The sequence below is a fragment of the Pseudomonas sp. SJZ077 genome, assembly GCF_007993905.1.
GTDB classification, from domain to species: domain Bacteria; phylum Pseudomonadota; class Gammaproteobacteria; order Pseudomonadales; family Pseudomonadaceae; genus Aquipseudomonas; species Aquipseudomonas mandelii.
The window spans coordinates 156,645-171,374 of record NZ_VIUJ01000001.1 but is presented as its reverse complement, the minus strand read 5'-3'; the positions used below and the strand labels follow the sequence as shown (position 1 = coordinate 171,374).

General features: G+C 56.1%; 26 protein-coding genes. 15 read left to right on the top strand and 11 right to left on the bottom strand.

Translation table 11 applies throughout. The features are described 5' to 3' along the window. Nucleotides 1–24 precede the first annotated feature (24 nt). From FBY01_RS00910 to FBY01_RS00870, 8 genes are all read right to left on the bottom strand, one after another. Nucleotides 25–699: a polysaccharide lyase family 7 protein gene (locus tag FBY01_RS00910; protein WP_145306128.1), complete on the bottom strand. Its 675-nt coding sequence runs from the start codon at nucleotides 697–699 to the stop codon at nucleotides 25–27. 965 nt (nucleotides 700–1,664) lie between these two features. Beyond that, nucleotides 1,665–2,105 carry a hypothetical protein gene (locus tag FBY01_RS00900; protein WP_145306133.1) on the bottom strand — a complete coding sequence of 147 codons (441 nt, stop codon included), beginning with the start codon at nucleotides 2,103–2,105 and terminating at the stop codon, nucleotides 1,665–1,667. Beyond that, nucleotides 2,102–2,533 carry a helix-turn-helix transcriptional regulator gene (locus FBY01_RS00895; protein ID WP_178113204.1) on the bottom strand — a complete coding sequence of 144 codons (432 nt, stop codon included), beginning with the start codon at nucleotides 2,531–2,533 and terminating at the stop codon, nucleotides 2,102–2,104. The genes FBY01_RS00900 and FBY01_RS00895 overlap by 4 nt, the downstream gene beginning before the upstream one ends. Continuing rightward, the gene (locus FBY01_RS00890; RefSeq protein WP_145306137.1) at nucleotides 2,520–2,942 is read right to left on the bottom strand and encodes a hypothetical protein; all 423 of its coding nucleotides are present in this window, start codon (nucleotides 2,940–2,942) and stop codon (nucleotides 2,520–2,522) included. The genes FBY01_RS00895 and FBY01_RS00890 overlap by 14 nt, the downstream gene beginning before the upstream one ends. A gap of 120 nt (nucleotides 2,943–3,062) precedes the next feature. Further along, complete coding sequence (locus FBY01_RS00885; RefSeq protein WP_145306140.1) at nucleotides 3,063–3,317, bottom strand: hypothetical protein; 255 nt, start codon at nucleotides 3,315–3,317, stop codon at nucleotides 3,063–3,065. Next, a complete protein-coding gene (locus tag FBY01_RS00880; protein ID WP_145306142.1) occupies nucleotides 3,318–3,554 on the bottom strand; it encodes a hypothetical protein in 237 nt (78 codons plus the stop codon). It lies immediately after the preceding gene. Between the two features lie 25 nt (nucleotides 3,555–3,579). After that, nucleotides 3,580–3,891, bottom strand: coding sequence for a hypothetical protein (locus FBY01_RS00875; RefSeq protein WP_145306144.1), 312 nt, complete (start codon nucleotides 3,889–3,891; stop codon nucleotides 3,580–3,582). Nucleotides 3,892–3,934: 43 nt separating this feature from the next. Next, nucleotides 3,935–4,663, bottom strand: coding sequence for a helix-turn-helix transcriptional regulator (locus tag FBY01_RS00870; protein WP_145306146.1), 729 nt, complete (start codon nucleotides 4,661–4,663; stop codon nucleotides 3,935–3,937). 87 nt (nucleotides 4,664–4,750) lie between these two features. Here FBY01_RS00870 and FBY01_RS00865 point away from each other — a divergent pair, with 87 nt between their 5' ends. From FBY01_RS00865 to FBY01_RS00830, 8 genes are all read left to right on the top strand, one after another. Next, a complete protein-coding gene (locus tag FBY01_RS00865) occupies nucleotides 4,751–4,966 on the top strand; it encodes a YdaS family helix-turn-helix protein (protein ID WP_145306147.1) in 216 nt (71 codons plus the stop codon). 54 nt (nucleotides 4,967–5,020) lie between these two features. Further along, complete coding sequence (locus FBY01_RS00860; protein WP_145306149.1) at nucleotides 5,021–5,638, top strand: hypothetical protein; 618 nt, start codon at nucleotides 5,021–5,023, stop codon at nucleotides 5,636–5,638. A 172-nt stretch (nucleotides 5,639–5,810) separates the two neighbouring features. Further along, nucleotides 5,811–6,674 (top strand): replication protein, encoded by an 864-nt coding sequence (locus tag FBY01_RS00855; protein WP_145306151.1) that lies wholly within the window; start codon nucleotides 5,811–5,813, stop codon nucleotides 6,672–6,674. Beyond that, nucleotides 6,664–7,470: an ATP-binding protein gene (locus tag FBY01_RS00850; RefSeq protein ID WP_145306153.1), complete on the top strand. Its 807-nt coding sequence runs from the start codon at nucleotides 6,664–6,666 to the stop codon at nucleotides 7,468–7,470. Before FBY01_RS00855 ends, FBY01_RS00850 begins: the two co-directional genes overlap by 11 nt. Further along, nucleotides 7,470–7,775, top strand: a complete 306-nt coding sequence (locus tag FBY01_RS31475) for a hypothetical protein (protein WP_178113205.1) — start codon at nucleotides 7,470–7,472, stop codon at nucleotides 7,773–7,775. The genes FBY01_RS00850 and FBY01_RS31475 overlap by 1 nt, the downstream gene beginning before the upstream one ends. Then, nucleotides 7,772–8,242, top strand: coding sequence for a hypothetical protein (locus FBY01_RS00840; protein WP_145306155.1), 471 nt, complete (start codon nucleotides 7,772–7,774; stop codon nucleotides 8,240–8,242). Before FBY01_RS31475 ends, FBY01_RS00840 begins: the two co-directional genes overlap by 4 nt. Beyond that, nucleotides 8,239–8,850: a recombination protein NinG gene (locus FBY01_RS00835; protein ID WP_145306157.1), complete on the top strand. Its 612-nt coding sequence runs from the start codon at nucleotides 8,239–8,241 to the stop codon at nucleotides 8,848–8,850. Before FBY01_RS00840 ends, FBY01_RS00835 begins: the two co-directional genes overlap by 4 nt. Continuing rightward, the gene (locus tag FBY01_RS00830; RefSeq protein WP_145306159.1) at nucleotides 8,847–9,392 is read left to right on the top strand and encodes a hypothetical protein; all 546 of its coding nucleotides are present in this window, start codon (nucleotides 8,847–8,849) and stop codon (nucleotides 9,390–9,392) included. Before FBY01_RS00835 ends, FBY01_RS00830 begins: the two co-directional genes overlap by 4 nt. Nucleotides 9,393–10,627: 1,235 nt before the next feature. Here FBY01_RS00830 and FBY01_RS31740 read toward each other — a convergent pair. Then, nucleotides 10,628–11,362 (bottom strand): type II toxin-antitoxin system HicB family antitoxin, encoded by a 735-nt coding sequence (locus tag FBY01_RS31740; protein ID WP_256664391.1) that lies wholly within the window; start codon nucleotides 11,360–11,362, stop codon nucleotides 10,628–10,630. 47 nt (nucleotides 11,363–11,409) lie between these two features. Then, nucleotides 11,410–11,589, bottom strand: a complete 180-nt coding sequence (locus tag FBY01_RS00820) for a type II toxin-antitoxin system HicA family toxin (RefSeq protein WP_072458260.1) — start codon at nucleotides 11,587–11,589, stop codon at nucleotides 11,410–11,412. Between the two features lie 100 nt (nucleotides 11,590–11,689). Between FBY01_RS00820 and FBY01_RS00815 the strand changes: the two genes are divergently transcribed. Genes FBY01_RS00815 through FBY01_RS00790 form a run of 6 tightly spaced genes read left to right on the top strand, consistent with a single transcriptional unit; the run spans nucleotide 11,690 to nucleotide 13,535 of the window. Beyond that, nucleotides 11,690–12,022: a hypothetical protein gene (locus tag FBY01_RS00815; RefSeq protein ID WP_008075793.1), complete on the top strand. Its 333-nt coding sequence runs from the start codon at nucleotides 11,690–11,692 to the stop codon at nucleotides 12,020–12,022. Beyond that, nucleotides 12,019–12,363, top strand: a complete 345-nt coding sequence (locus FBY01_RS00810) for a hypothetical protein (protein ID WP_145306161.1) — start codon at nucleotides 12,019–12,021, stop codon at nucleotides 12,361–12,363. The genes FBY01_RS00815 and FBY01_RS00810 overlap by 4 nt, the downstream gene beginning before the upstream one ends. Beyond that, nucleotides 12,360–12,857, top strand: coding sequence for a DUF2514 family protein (locus FBY01_RS00805; protein ID WP_145306163.1), 498 nt, complete (start codon nucleotides 12,360–12,362; stop codon nucleotides 12,855–12,857). Before FBY01_RS00810 ends, FBY01_RS00805 begins: the two co-directional genes overlap by 4 nt. A 52-nt stretch (nucleotides 12,858–12,909) precedes the next feature. Beyond that, a complete protein-coding gene (locus FBY01_RS00800) occupies nucleotides 12,910–13,098 on the top strand; it encodes a hypothetical protein (protein WP_145306165.1) in 189 nt (62 codons plus the stop codon). Continuing rightward, nucleotides 13,099–13,287: a hypothetical protein gene (locus tag FBY01_RS00795; RefSeq protein WP_145306167.1), complete on the top strand. Its 189-nt coding sequence runs from the start codon at nucleotides 13,099–13,101 to the stop codon at nucleotides 13,285–13,287. Continuing rightward, on the top strand, nucleotides 13,284–13,535 hold the full coding sequence (locus FBY01_RS00790) for a hypothetical protein (protein WP_145306169.1): 252 nt from the start codon (nucleotides 13,284–13,286) through the stop codon (nucleotides 13,533–13,535). The genes FBY01_RS00795 and FBY01_RS00790 overlap by 4 nt, the downstream gene beginning before the upstream one ends. A gap of 275 nt (nucleotides 13,536–13,810) precedes the next feature. On the opposite strand, the gene FBY01_RS00780 is transcribed toward FBY01_RS00790, so the two are convergent. Further along, complete coding sequence (locus FBY01_RS00780; protein WP_145306172.1) at nucleotides 13,811–14,014, bottom strand: hypothetical protein; 204 nt, start codon at nucleotides 14,012–14,014, stop codon at nucleotides 13,811–13,813. A 73-nt stretch (nucleotides 14,015–14,087) separates the two neighbouring features. Here FBY01_RS00780 and FBY01_RS00775 point away from each other — a divergent pair, with 73 nt between their 5' ends. Next, complete coding sequence (locus tag FBY01_RS00775) at nucleotides 14,088–14,711, top strand: putative metallopeptidase (RefSeq protein ID WP_145306174.1); 624 nt, start codon at nucleotides 14,088–14,090, stop codon at nucleotides 14,709–14,711. The last annotated feature ends 19 nt before the right edge of the window (nucleotides 14,712–14,730 follow it).

The window sequence follows — 14,730 nt, the reverse complement described above, 5'->3', positions numbered from 1 at the left end:
GTTTGCAAAAGCGGAGTGTCGATGTCAGGTATGAGTAATCGACAGGTCGCCGATGATGCAGACCGAACCGTCTTCCGGGTCGGTGGTTTCGGAGTAATCAATCTGGTTGTACACGCCACCATGGAAGGCGAGAGTTTTCGTGTCCCAGGTGTTGTCGAGCCGCATGATTGCGGAGGTAGATTTAGCGCCGTTGCAGCTGGCTGAAACCGAAACAGCACCGCTGGAGTTGGCGTGAATATTGATCTTGAAAAGTGCGCCGATTGGCACATTTTCCAAGACGGTCGTGTTGACCGGGTCGTCCTGTAGATAGCTCGACCTGAAGCCCATGGTGATCTTGCCCTTGTTCCAGAACACCTTCACCGGGGGCCGCTCTGAGCCCTGCACATGAATCTGGCCGATCACTACCTTCTGCAGAGAGTTGACCTTTGTCAGCCGCATTTCTTGGCGGCTCCAATGGTCCGCGGCACTCGAAAACAGCCAGTAGCCAGGCTCTTTCCATTCGCAACGAGTCCGATGGACGCTTTTGCTGGAAGCGCCGAGGGTTGGTGCGGTCATCTGCAGCGATCCGTCAGGAAGCATCGAGACGACGTCAGGGCATTCGAGCAGCGCTCGCCAGCCGATCAAGTCAAGGGAGATTGGGTTTGTGTCAGAAATTGGGAGCGGGGTAGCGATGGTGAAGTTGCTGATGTCTACGGTCATGGTTTGTTCCTCATTCCATTGATATCGCCTTTGCTCAGTTGAGCCTTTCGTTTGATGAAGGCCTTACATCCCAGTGCCCACTCATTGAATGGGCAGTGGTGATGCTTTCCAGTGACCCGCTTCTGGCGTCGGTCACTGGCCTATCCCTAATTGTTCTTCCAGCCGCGGGCCTTTCGGCTTGTTCTCCCGCTGGATAACTGTTCTTGGCGTTTTACGCTGCACGCCCGGGTCAGTTGCCAACCCTCTGAACCGTTGAGGCCGGTTCATCGCTGCCTTTGAATCTGGGCCGGTGGTGATCCGGCAAGGTGAGGTTGTATCGCTAAAGAGCGGCGCGGCTTTCGCTGCTGGGCCGTTGTTGCTTTGGCTTGGATGTGAATATAGGCAATCCCATATTTTGTGTCAACGGGTATTCCCATAAAAAGATCGTTGCCTATATTCATAGGCGCAACAAAGTCCCGCACTTGGCGGCCTCTATTCAGATTCTTTTATTCTTTTATTCTTTTATGGCGCAAGGCCACCATTGGTCGCGCGGATGGACATCATGCAGAGCACTGCCTGTACCCTGACATCTACTCCCATAGATCACCGTTAGGGGCTCAAATGAGAGAGGCACAGCGAAGACTAGCCATGACCGCCTGGCGTGAGCTATACGTCCTGACTGAAAACCAAATAGGCGCAGAGGAAAAGTACTTCGGATTGTTGAGGCGGGCTGACGCAATGGAGCGGGCCGATCTAATCACCAGCGACGAGTGGCGCAAGCTTGTCCAGCAGGCTGGAGCATTGCTTGCCAGCACAGCAGAGTGCATGGGCGGGCCAGGGTAGGGCAGATATGAAAAAGCCCGGCGCTAGGCCGGGCTCTTTATGCACGTGGCCAAATCCCTTTGGCTGACTGCAGTATGCTTGGTAGGTGTGACGAAGGTACAGGTTGATACGAAAAGCCCGCGCTGGGCCTGGTTGAGCGATAGTTACATGCCGAAAATCGTGCCTTCAGGGGCAGTCGATATATTCAGCCCTTCGCAAAAGATATCCTCGCCATCAGCTGTAACCGTCAGCGTGAGCTTTCCGGGAACAATTACATTGAACGGCGCCATCGTTGCCATGAGCACCAGCATCATCTGCTTAGCATCTGGATTCTGAGCATTGCTTGGAGCCATTATCTCGTTGATATGATTGCTATCCAGCACCATATTTACAACTTCAGTACCAGCGAACACTCCTGATACGCTCAGCGAGCTAACAGGCTTCGATCGACTTGCGGATACATAAAGGGCGAGACATAACTTTGGCAGGGTGCAGGGGATCATTGGAACCAAGCACTGCCCAGAGTAAATACCTACCAGTGTGATTTTGCCCCCAACTTCTTGGCGAATGTCATCGCAATAGGTGGCGTGTGCATATCGAGTCATTTTTTTGCCTTGCTTTCGTTGATCTCAGCTTGTCGCTCAAGAGCCGAACTAATTATGTCTAGGGACACCCCGAGGGTCTTGCTCAGCTTGCGACATGTGGACATAACCGGCTCTTGGCGTCCGGCCTCCATTCGAGCTATGTGAGGCTGACTGGTTTCAAGTGCTGCGGCTAACTGAGTCTGCGTAAGACCTGCTTTGAGTCGTAAGATTTTCAGGGTTATGCCGTCGTCAGGGTAGAGCGCATCGGCAACGGAAGACCTCGCTTCGGAGAGGCCTTTTGCATGAGCAGGGTCACGCTCAAGACGCTCCATAAAAGCCGAAAATTTCGTCTGCTTCGCCGCTGCCTGGGACGTCGCCGCCGCTGTATTGATTCTGTAGACCTTCGGCGCATACCCAGAAGCAGAAGGTGCAGAATTACCATAGGCCATCTTGGATGGCTGTGTAGGTGGCGATGACCCTTCTAGAAATAGGGCTGGCGAGATCATAGTTCCATGCTCTTTCAATAACTGCGAGGATGTAAATCAGCTCATTTTTTGGGAATACGGCGTACACAATTCTGAATTCAAAACCTTTTCGAGACAGCTCGAAATCGCGGATTGCCCAAAGATTCATGTTCTTTCTTTGAGCTGCACCCCAGGCTCTTACGTTAAAAATTGCGCCAGGTGCTGGCTGCCAAGGCGACCCTCCGTAACCGTCTCGAAGCAGATCATCTAGTAATTGAGGATCCGCCATAAGCTGCTGGATGATGGTTGAAACCTGGTAAACGATTTCCGGGTCAACTCCCATCAATCGTTCTAGGTCTTGCTCCACGTCATCGTGAGGAATCAGTTCGTACACTATATCGACCTAGGTATAATCCATCAAGGCTGGCTTCGCCAGTGGCTGGGTGTTATTTGATCCAAATATCTCGTCTTCCGCGAATGCGTTCCAGCAGGTAGCCATGCATAGAAGCGCTAATTACTCAGCCTTACCCCGCACAATCCTTCCCGCCTTCACCTCATCTGCGTGGCGACCGAGCTTTACCTGCTCCAGAGTCAGCATTGCGCTTACCTTCGCCAATGCAAGCGCGTCAGGCGGAGTCTTGGCGCGACTCGCCAGATCTGTCAGCTCTATCACTGACCAGCGGATGACCGAAGCTAAATCCTCAAGATCGTAGAACAGCTCCTGCTGGGCTGTTCTGGGGCCGTCGAGCCCTTGTATTAGATCTGCCATCTATTCAACCGTCCTAGTTATTGCTCCGGCTTTGATCTCTTCGACGTAAGCAGTCAACCGATCCTCGTCCGCATGGAACACGGTGCACATCTTCAGCAGCGCCTGGGCGTCCGCCTCGTTACCAGCCAGGCTCAGCCGCTCGGCGACCCGCATCAGCTCGACGGCCGACCACTTCAAGTCGGAGGCGATGCCCTGCAGGTCGCGCTTGAGGTCTTGATTTGGCTTGGTGAGAGACATGGTTCTTCCTAGAGGTGCGTCTGCATCATCGGTCGTACCGCTTGCCACCCGTGGAGATGAGATAAAGCGACTCTGAGTAGGGTAGGCGGGCGATAATTTTCGTGTTGTTCACCACTGCCCCCATGGTCACCCCTCGGCAAAGCAGGCTAACGCTGCCCTGCAGTCGCTCGCACATGGCGTCGGCACTGTCGATAAAGTTGGTCTTGTTAAGTCTCAGCATGATCACCGTTCGACCCTCAGGCACTGCGCCGATCGGTGGCACGGCAAAAATAGTTATCTGGGTGTAGATGACTATCGCGACTAGGGCGACGATTCCAGCAATCACCAGCTTTTTCATGGAGTCCGTTCCTTTTGGTGTTTGGTGCGAAGCCGTGCGTTTGTTACCGGGAGTACATTGCCCACCAGAAAACGTGACCCAGAATCGCGATGTGCTGGTCCTGAATTTCCTGGAAGGTGTAGTCCTCGTCCGGGTGCTCGTCACGGTTGAAGCTGCGCAGGCGAATGCCAGTGGGCAAGCGGTAGACCTGCTTCACGCGGAGCTGGCCGTTGTGGTTAATGGCATACATGTCGCCGTCGACGATATCGCCCAGCGAGTTCTTCCCGACGTTCACGCCTACCGTGGCGCCGTCACGCAGCACCGGCAGCATACTGTTGCCGCTGACGACCACGCACTTCGCGTTGCTGAACTGCACGTTGTTGTGGCGAAGGTCTTTCTTGAAGAAGCGCAGCCTGGCGCTGTCGCTCTCTGCGATCGCAAATCGGCCCGAGCCTGCTGCCAATTCCACTTCCTGAAGGAATGGCACGTAGACCTCATCGTCATCGAGCGGGGTTTCGTCATCCCATGTCTGAATGTCTGACATAGCCACGCTTGGCTGAACGCGCTCATCGGGTGTTGCGGAACCCTTAAGCATGTCGCCAACGCCTTCAGCAAGCCACATAGGCGAAACGCCGCATACCGACGCGATCTGTGCAGCAAAAGCTGTCGCCTTCGATTTTCCGCGCTCGAGGTCGGAGATTGAGGTCTGCGTGAGGCCAGCGCGCTCGGCAAGCTCGGTCTGATTTAAACCAGCGTGGCGGCGGGCGGCTTTGAGTCTTTCTTTAAATTCCATCCGTGGAGTATTACGGGCGCTCCCATACCCTTGCAAATCGGTATTCCCATAACCTACTATATGGGCATTCCCGTATGGAGGGGCGTCATGAACGCTATTTATAAGGGCCTCGTTGCCTACTTCGGCACTCAGGAGGCCACCGCCGAAAAGCTCAAGGTTGATCAAAGCACCGTTTCCGGTTGGGTTCGGGGAAAGCACGGCATGTCTCCGGTGATTGCCAAGCGAGCGGAGACGTTGACCGAAGGTGCTTTCAAAAAAGAATCCCTATGTCCGTCGTTTCCTTGGGCCGAGATGGCCGCCTAAGCGACATCCCTGTCCGCCGATCCATTAAAGCCAGATTAGAAGAGAGCAGCACCCATGGAAACGTCCAGTCAAAGACACAGCGCCCAAACCCGTGACCAGGTGCTGGTGGCGCACGCGGCAAACCAGATCGCACGCACCAGCCTGAGCCAGGACGACTTCGCCCAGGCGCTGAGCCGCGAGCTGCATCTGTCGTGCCCGGAGAAGGCCATTGCTAAAGAGATCCCGGACTTCGCCGCGCTGACCTTGCAGAACGACGTGGCCGATTTCGTGAAGGCGACCGGCCGCTGGCTCAAGCGTGTTCAGCGCTGGCTGTCCGGTGATCAGGAGATGCCTTCCTGGCTGGAGGAGTCGTGGGTCAACGCGCTTGAGCCTGAATTCCGCGATCACTGCATCAACGAGCTGGCCGGAAGGCACGGTCTGATCGGCGCTCGCCAGATGACAAGTGACCAGTGCGCGAATAAAAGCTTCGGCGCGCTGATCCGTGCGCTTGGCGATGTGATCGATACCGGCAGTGAAGTATTCGACGACCAAGTGATGTGCGAAGTCGATTTACCGCACCTACCGGCGTTCGTCGCGCAATGCCGCCAAGTTGAAGCGCGGGCAGGGGAACTGGGGCGGAAGGCTGAAGCCCTGCTTGTGAAGCATCGCCCGAATTTGAAATCCATCGCCTGAGTCCCAGGCACAAAAAAGCCGGGATTGCGCCCCGGCTAATTCATTACCACTTGATAAGGTCGATTATGCAGAGCCAGCCCATTTCAAGCAATACCCCGAACCATGTCGCGACACGTTTTGTTAATTCCGAAAACGTGTCGCGCCTCAAGTCTCGTTCTCAGGGAGTCAAGCAATGACCCCCGACAACATCATCCAGCTGAACAGCAGCAGGGGATTCACCCGTATGGACAACAGCCTGATGGAGGCTTTGGCTACGGTTGACCTGCCAGCGCGCGAACTGCGCGTTCTCATGGCCATTGCACGGCAGACCATCGGCTATCAACTCGAAACCAAGCGCCTGACTGCCGACGATATCGGCAAGCAGACCAACATGCGCCGAGACGTCACGTCGAAAGCGATCAGTCATCTCCTTGAGCGTCGAATCATTTTTCGGGTAGGGGGAAGCCGGGGCGATATCGGGATTTCCCCTATTCGTGAGTGGTCCTTCTATGAAGAAAAACCAGCCAATCTCACTGAGACCAAATCGTCTCACTCAGCCCAAATCGTCTCACTGAGACCTGATGCGAGTGAGACCAAAACGGCAACTTGCCTTCTTTATACAAAGAAAGAACCCCTATTAACTCTTTCTTCGAAAGAGATTAATCCGCCCCGAGAGCAGCCCGAACTGCCGAAGCCTGAACGCAAGGCTCCGTTCGGCATGACCCAGCTGCTGACCGACAACCCGCACAACGTCCCTGAGCAACTGCTGGCCGACTGGCTAACCCAGCGCAAGGCCAAGCGCGCCGCTGTCACCGCCACTGTTTGGTCAACCGTCAACGCTGAGCTGGCCAAATGCGTCGAAGCCGGAATCTCGGCATCCGATGCGATCACCGAAGCGCTGACTTCAGGGTGGCAGGGCTTCAAGGCGTCCTGGGTGATCAAACGCATGGCCGAGTCGGCACCGGCACCGGTCGCCCAGTCCCGTCACACTGGCTTCGCTGATCGCAACTACACCGACGGACTAATCCAGCGGGAGGACGGTAGCTATGCGTTCTGAGTCAGTACAAACGACCCCTGAGTTTCCACCAGGAACTCGCATCCAGCCTGCCGACTGTGACACCCACGGCGAGTTTGAGCAGAAGATCTTCTCGGTCATCGGCCGTGAGCTGAAGACCGGTTGCCCCGAGTGTTCCCGCATTGCCCAGGAAGCGACGGATGAGTCCGAGCGCCAGAGCAAGGCGCTGATGCTCCGCATGGCCATGGAGCGCAAGCTTGGCTCGGCGCTGATCCCGAAGCGCTTCGCTAGCAAAACCTTCGAAAGCTACGTGGCCACCACCGCCGAGCAGCAAAAGGCGCTGAACACCTGCCGCCGGTACGCCGCTGAGTTCTCGCAGATCGCCGAGTCGGGTCGCTGCCTGTTGCTGCTGGGCAAGCCTGGCACCGGCAAAACGCACCTGTCCGTGGCGATCGCGAACGACATCATGGCCCGGTCGAGCGCTACCGCCGCGTACCGCACCGTCGGCTCGGTCCTGCAAGCCATTCGCGCCACCTACGACCGGACCAGCGAGCAGAGCGAAAGCCAGATTCTGGCGAGCCTCATCAGCCCGTCGCTATTGATCCTCGACGAGATCGGCGTCAGCAAGGAAAAGTCCAGCGACTTCGAGCTGACCACGCTGTTCGCAATCATCAACGGCAGGTACGAGGAGCAGCGCCCGACGGTCATCGTTTCGAACCTGGATGCCAAGGCGTTGCCTGCCGCCATCGGTGAGCGCTGTGCGGATCGTCTGCGGGAGGGCGGCGTGATCGTCATTCCGTTCGAGTGGGAATCTCAGCGCGGCAAAGAGGGCTTTTGATGACTATCGACAAAGAGAAATTGAAGGCGCTGCTTTGGGCTGAAGCCGCCTCATATCGAGCCGACTGCGCTGACTGGAAGCGCAACACCGAAGCGCTGCAAGACTTCCTCGGCGAGAAGACCGTCGAGGAAGTGGCGCTGGAGCTGCTGGCCGAGAACGAGGCGCTGCGCAAGGATGCCGAGCGGTATCGATGGTTGCGCGAGGGCGAATCCGGAAGCGCTCAAGATCGAATGGTCCGAGTTTTTATGCGCGAAGCGCTTGATCAAGAGATCGATTGCGCCATTAAACGGGAAACTCGGCCATGACCGATAAAATCTCCGTCAACTGCCAGGCCAAGCTCACCGAGGCCATCACCAGCCTGACCACCATGTACAAGGACAAGAAGTTCGTCGTGGTCTCCCTTCGCCCGGGCAAGGACCGCACGCTCGATCAGAACTCGTTGTGGTTTGGGATGTACAAGCGAATCGCCGAGATGACCCAGATCGGCGATGCGTCGGACGCCCGGCGCTACTGCAAGCTGCACTTCGGCGTGCAGATCCTGCTGAACGAGGACGCCGGTTTTCAGTTTGAGTGGTACCGGGTGATGCGCCACCTCCCGTACGAAACGAAACTGGCCATGATGGGGGAATGTCATTTGTTCGGCCCTGACGGTTTCCCCGTGACCAGCCTGTTCAATCGCGCCCAGGGCATCCAGTACACCGACCGCATCGCCGCGTTCTTCACCGGCCAGGGCGTTGTCTTCACCGATTTGCTGAGCAAGGAAGCCGCATGAAGCGCACTCCACTTCAGCGCAAAACTCCGCTCACTTCGGGCGGCAACCGCAGAAAGCGCTGCCCGTCATGCCGCGTGATGTTCACGCCTGCGCGCGACTCCCAAGCTGTGTGCGGAGAGATCGAGTGCGCCATCGCTCACGGGCAGTCAGAGAAGGGCCGGGCAACCACGCGTAAAGCCCTGGCGGATGTCGAGCGCCGCGAGATCAAGGTCCGCAGGGAGAAGCTGAAGAGCAGGCCGGAACATCTCAAGGACACGCAGATCGCCTTCAACGCCTGGGTGCGTGAGCGGGATGCCGAGCTGCCATGCATCAGCTGCGGCCGGCACCACCAGGGCAAGTACGACGCGGGGCATTACCGAACCGTCGGCAGCAACCCTGCACTGCGCTTCGAGCCCCTGAACTGCCACCGCCAGTGTTCCCCGTGCAACACCCAGCTGTCCGGGAACATCGTGAATTATCGCATCGCGTTGGTTAAGAGAATCGGCGCCGAGCAGGTCGAGTGGTTGGAAGGCCCGCATGAGCCGAAGAAGTACACCGTCGAAGAACTGAAGGCAATGACCGCCGACTACCGGGCAAAAACAAAAGATCTGAAGGGGAGAGCAGCATGACCTATCGCAACGTGGTATCCGCAGTAGTCCGGGCGCTCGCCGCCGAAACCATCAACTCCGCCGGCGGCTGCGATTTCGAGCCAAAGGTGCAGTGCGCAAAGCAGAAGGGGGAGATCCTCGGCAAGGAGGCGGCATTCCTCACTGACTGCTGGGTGTTCGGCAGGTTACACAAGTCATTGTCGGCTGCGCACTGGCGGGCCTTGGTGGCGAAGTACTCTACCCACGACGAACGCAAGCATGGGGCGATCCTAGAACTGATCAAAACTGCACAGTCACCGGCACCGCAACGCTTCCGGGAATGCGCAGTGCTGACTTGGGCAATCCCGCAAGTTGCCGGTACAGAGGGCAAGCGGTCCGCCGCGGTCCTGCCTGCTGCCTGGTACGACATCACCAACTGGGACAACGACGGCAAGCCGGAATCAACCCGGTACCGGTGGCGAGCCAACATCCGCAAAGCGCTCGACGACCAAGTGAACGAGGCGCTGACTGCGGCGCAGGAGTTGCTGGACTCAGAGGGCCTGATCGAAAGTTTCGCGGCGTAGCAAATAGCCATTGCATTGAGTGAGAAAGTGAGAGAGTATTTATACATCCTGTCGTTTTTGCGTGTGATGCGGTCCGACAGGGTGTAGAGATTTTTGGATAACTCGCGTTATGGACCAGGGGACGAGCAATCTATCCGCTGCAGCAGGAAAATTACTCCTAGCATTCCTTTTAACCGTTGGCTTGTATTTCTCAGCAACCTTAATAGCAATGCCGATTACGGCGGTACTGACCGTAGCCACAGGAGCAATTATGATAATGAAAAGTCTGATCTCGTCTGGTTTGTTTGTTTTAGCTGGGCTAGGGGTTAACTGCTGTTCTTCACTCCTGTTATCCAAAAAACTTTGATAGAGAAAGCCCGGCCAAGCGTCGGGCTTTTTGCATTTTTGGGATAGTGACCGAGCAGCCTAACGTTGAAGGAGTGCGCATGGAGAGCGCACCGGTAGTTAGCCTCTGAGGTGCCCGCTACTCGGTAATACCAAGCACGGTACGGGTTGGATATGTCCATCCAACCCATTGCAGTGACGGGCAATTAACTGTGGTTTATTTTTTATCAAAATCCGAGTGGAACGGTATTTAACGAGTAGAAAATCACTGTGAACATTATGAAAACAGTGAGTAGGCCTAGGATAATCGAGCTAAAGATGTGAAATTTCTGTGATGTAGGCTCTGTTTTAAAACTTTGCAGGATCCATATCAATGCGATTATGGTCAGAAAAATAGTCATTACTAGCCCGACCCAGTTTACAAAAACTATGAATCCAGAATTAAAGTTGGCACCTATCATGGGTTGCTGAAGATACTGGAGACCCAACGCTAGCGTTGCGCATATCCCGAGATGCTTAATTCCGTCAAAAAAAGTTTTGACATCGTCCAAGAAGTTTTTTTTGCTTTGTTCGTCGCTATGCATGATTCATCTTCGAGCTTTTATGGTGGGGCTGGATAGTATCAAAAAGCCACTGCTAGTCGGAGCGTTTTATTTTTTCAATGCCATCGTATTCATTCGCCCAGCACTCGGAATCGGTATGGGGAAGGCTAAAACGCCGAGCTAGTAGGTCGGCGAGGAGAGTTGCTAAGTGGTGGCGAAAAAGACCTTGCACCTATTTATGGCCTCAGCATTTGCTGGGGCTTTTTCGTTTTCGGCTCCACCACACCCATCGCTCTGAGCTGGGAGTGCTGTTGGAGCGGAATCAATTGCACGGGCTGGCGGGCATAGGCACAGCCCATCGGCACGCGCTTAGATGAGAGCCAGGCTATCGACCTCTCGCGCTGTTGCTGGGTCGACCATGCGGGAGCGACGAAATACACCGGTTGCGACAAGGGCATCTATGACTGGAACGGTAGCTTGTCGAGTGTTGCGACTGGCGGCGTGCGCAAAGTCACGCAAGATGAAGTCGACGCTGTAATCCTTGATTTCATCTCTGTTGGCATTGGATTTACCGACCACCAGTTCACGATTTTCTCCAAAGGCTTCGACAAGCTGTCGCACCGCAAACCGGGCAGAAGTTCGCGACTCTGGGAGGTTTATCCAGATATCTAGCGGGTCAACGATCGTCTCTTGAGTCAATCGCAGCTTGACGTTCAGCGTATGCAGAGCAGCTTCAAGTTGCTCCATCTTCGATGTGTGCAGGAAGTCCACAAGGCGATCTCCTTGGGCCTGGTGCACGCCGAGCAACCGGCACAGATCAGCTTTGCGCATGTCCCGCTCCATCATGGCATTCCACAGAACAATCTTTGCTACGGTAACCGCCGGCAAGTGAACAACGAGCTCGTCAGCATCGGGCGCAGATGCCGCAGGAATTGCACGACGTTCATCGACATAGATCGACAGAGTTGTCTCGATGCCGTCTACAGCTTCGCTCACAGCGTGCTGCTCGTCATCGCCGTAGCTGTGAAATTGCGGCAAGTCACGGCAGAACACGGCGAGCCCAGGTGTGTCATCCCGCTCAAAACGGATTGCATAGTCGTACATGGTCACTCCTTCTGGAGGTGATGAGTTCAATTCAGATGTGGGGGCTCTCAGAGCCCCAGTTGTTTAATGATCGCCTTGCGGGTCGGTTCCGGCATTTCCTTGCTGCCGTGATCCGCGAAGGTGGTCTTGTTGCCGTTTGGGGCGGTGACTTTGAAGTGGCTTCCTTTGCCTGCTTCGAAGGTCACCCCTTGGGCCTTCAACCATCGTCTGAACTCGCTGAACTTCATCACCTCGCCTCGTTGTTTGGATGAGTCGATTCTACAACACATTTGTTGTAATACAACAAATATGTGTTATTTCTTAAATCATGCCCACGGAGTCGAGCGCATGGAGCTTCTCTACCGCCTGCTCGACAGGTTGGATACATGGTTCACAGCTGGACTGCTCGGGGCTATCGCCGCTAGCTGGTGGCACCGGGACGACCTGGTCGACCGGAAGGCCTGGGTGATCTTCATCTTCTCGGGCGCTGCCTGCGCTCACTACCTGACGGGGTTGGTCAGCACCTACCTCGGCGTGGTCGAGCCTCGCAGCGTTGCCGGTATCGGCTTCCTGCTTGGCACCTTCGGCGGATCGCTGATTGCTGCAATTACCCGCGCCATTAAAGCCGCTGACCTCTGGGCATTCATCCGCCAGCGGTTCGGGGGAGGCAATCCACCATGAATTACGAACTGATCAACTCCATCGCGGTTGGCCTGATTTCGCTGTGGGCCACCTGGTGCGTACTGAGCGGGAAGGTGAGGGACGGCATTCTTGGGAAGCTGATCTACTCGACGATCGCCATTAGCGGTTTTGTGGTGATGGTGCGAAGTCAGAACATCTTCTTCGGACCAACCACCGCCGGACTTACGCTGCATGTGTCCCTGGCACTGGCCGGCGCCCGCCACATCTTCATGGTCACGTTCTGGCAGCCAGTGAAAGCCTGGCTCTGCCGCACGCTGAACTGCGAGCACTGCATGGCCTGCGACAAAATCGGCAAAGCAGCTGAGAGAAAAAGCCCATGACGCTACTTCGGTTGGTTCCGGCGTGGTTGTGGGTCGTCCTTGTTGCACTGATATCCGTCGGCTACCTCTCATGGCGACTGGATACCGTGAAGGCTGACCGAGCACTCATCGCGACCGAGCTCGACACTGCCAAAGCCCGGGTGACGTCACTCGGCAACACGCTGCGCCTGCAACGCCAAATCACTGATGACATCAACCGAGTCTCCGATGATGCGAAAGACAAGGCTGAACATGTTACGGCTGCCGTTGTTATTGCTGACGGCCGCGCTCGCAGCTTGCAGCAGCAAATTACCAACCTCATTGCCACCCGAAAGTCCTGTGCTGCCGAGGTTGCCAGCGGAGGCAAGGCAAGAGCCGACCTTACCGTTCTGCTCGCCGACTTGCGTAGAAGCGCTGACGAAACAGCGGGAAGCCTGGCAGCAGCGCTTGATCGAAGCCGAATAGCCGGCTTTGCGTGTGAGGCTGCATACAGCGCCGCACAGAAGAACAGGTAAGCCGCGACACGTTTCGCCAATCAGCAAATTGTGTCGCGACATTGGAGAGAGCATGAACAACGTCACCCGCCTGCGCCACGCTCTATCGATGAGCCCGGACATCAACAAGGCCGTCAACGATCTGGATAGCGCCATCGCCAAAGCGGTAGACGCTGCCAAGGCTGCGGGCCTGCCTCAAGGCTTGCTCGTATCAATCTTGCACGGGCACGCCCAGGTGCAGACGAACATCATGGTGAGCTGAATGGCCGCAGAGATTCACGACCTGGCCGATCACAGACCGCACCTGACGGTTGCGGCCGAAGACGGCGTACATGTGATCCCTCTGGCCCTGGTGCGCGAAGTTGTCTCGGGTGGCAAGCCATCAAGCATCCTGACCGAGCCTGTGGTTCGCCGAATCATTGCAGAGTGGATAGAGCGAGTGACCACATGAGCGTGAAGGTCGTTGAGTTCAAGCGGGAAGACTGGCGCGACGCCGCCAAAACCCTGCGCAAGATTGCCGATGATCTCGATGCCGGTGTGCATCCTGATTGCTCTGTAGGCGCCCTGACTCTGATCGGCCCCAAAGGCGAGGTCACTGTGTTCGGGCTTGGGCCTAAGTGTGACGACCTACAGTGCCTGGGTGCCATGCGCCTGGGTGAGCAGAAGCTGATTGAGGTGCTGTTGGATGCTGATGACTGACGGCTTGAGCGGATCAGGTAAGAACGAACTGGCCCAGTATTGCCATCATGGTGATCACCAATACAGCAAGCCCTACCGCAGATGTCCATTCGGATTCTGGTGATTGGGAAAACCATGAGCCTTTCGCCGGATACTTCCCGAGCGTGACTACCCGCATTACGGGCCATCCGATAGGGAAACAGATTGCGCGAAATACCGTTTCAACCAGTATGTCCATCAAGATCGCGAGTCCTTTGCTGGGTCAGTGTGCCGCAGGTAAGTGCGGCACGGATGGATCACTTAACCTTCAGCGCTTCCTGAATTTTATCTGCATAGCTGGACAAGTGATCAAGCTCTCTCACGAGACTCATTCCTTCCGCACTCGAAGCTTTGCTGGCAATCAGCTCCAAGGCTACTGCCACTGCATGCCCGCGTCGCCGCTCTGCGGTGTAGTCGGTATCCGCTGCGTCTTTGACCGACTGGTGAATAGTGCTGGACATATCTACCTCCTTGCGATGAGTTGATCCTCACAAATACCGGCAACACGCCATTATTACAAGCTCAGGGTGACTCATGGGCCGGCCATATCCTCCAGCTTCACTGAGTGAGTTCTCCGAACTATCCGACTTAGCCATCCGCCTTGCGCCAGCCCCCGATGTGTGGGAGTGGCTCCAAACCGAGATCCTTGCCGAAGAAGGCAGCATTCACAACGAAGACCATGCCCATCTACTGGATGCAGACATCCGGGTGATGTGGGCCTCGTCGAGTTTCGAGAAGCAAGGCCGCACAGTCCTGGGCCAAGCCGAACAGGTAGCGTTCCGCGCCGGTAGATGGCAGAAGGCTCGAATGGAGCAACAGATGCGTGATTGGTTCGGCGATGTGCCGGGCTTCATCATCACCTTGGCTGCCGATTACTGCGCCCAGTGCTCAGACGCTGACTTCTGCGCACTCATCGAGCACGAGCTCTACCACATTGCCCAGGCGACTGATAAGTACGGCCAACCAGCCTTCACCGAAGAGGGCGCTCCAAAGCTGAAGCTGCGCGGCCATGACGTCGAAGAGTTCGTCGGTGTGGTCCGCCGCTATGGTGCAAGCCCTGACGTTCAAGCGTTGGTGGATGCTGCAAACAGTCCTGCTGAGGTGGGGAAATTGAACATATCGAGGGCCTGCGGAACCTGTCTGCTCAGATCGGCCTGACCCCTGACAGACCTAAGAC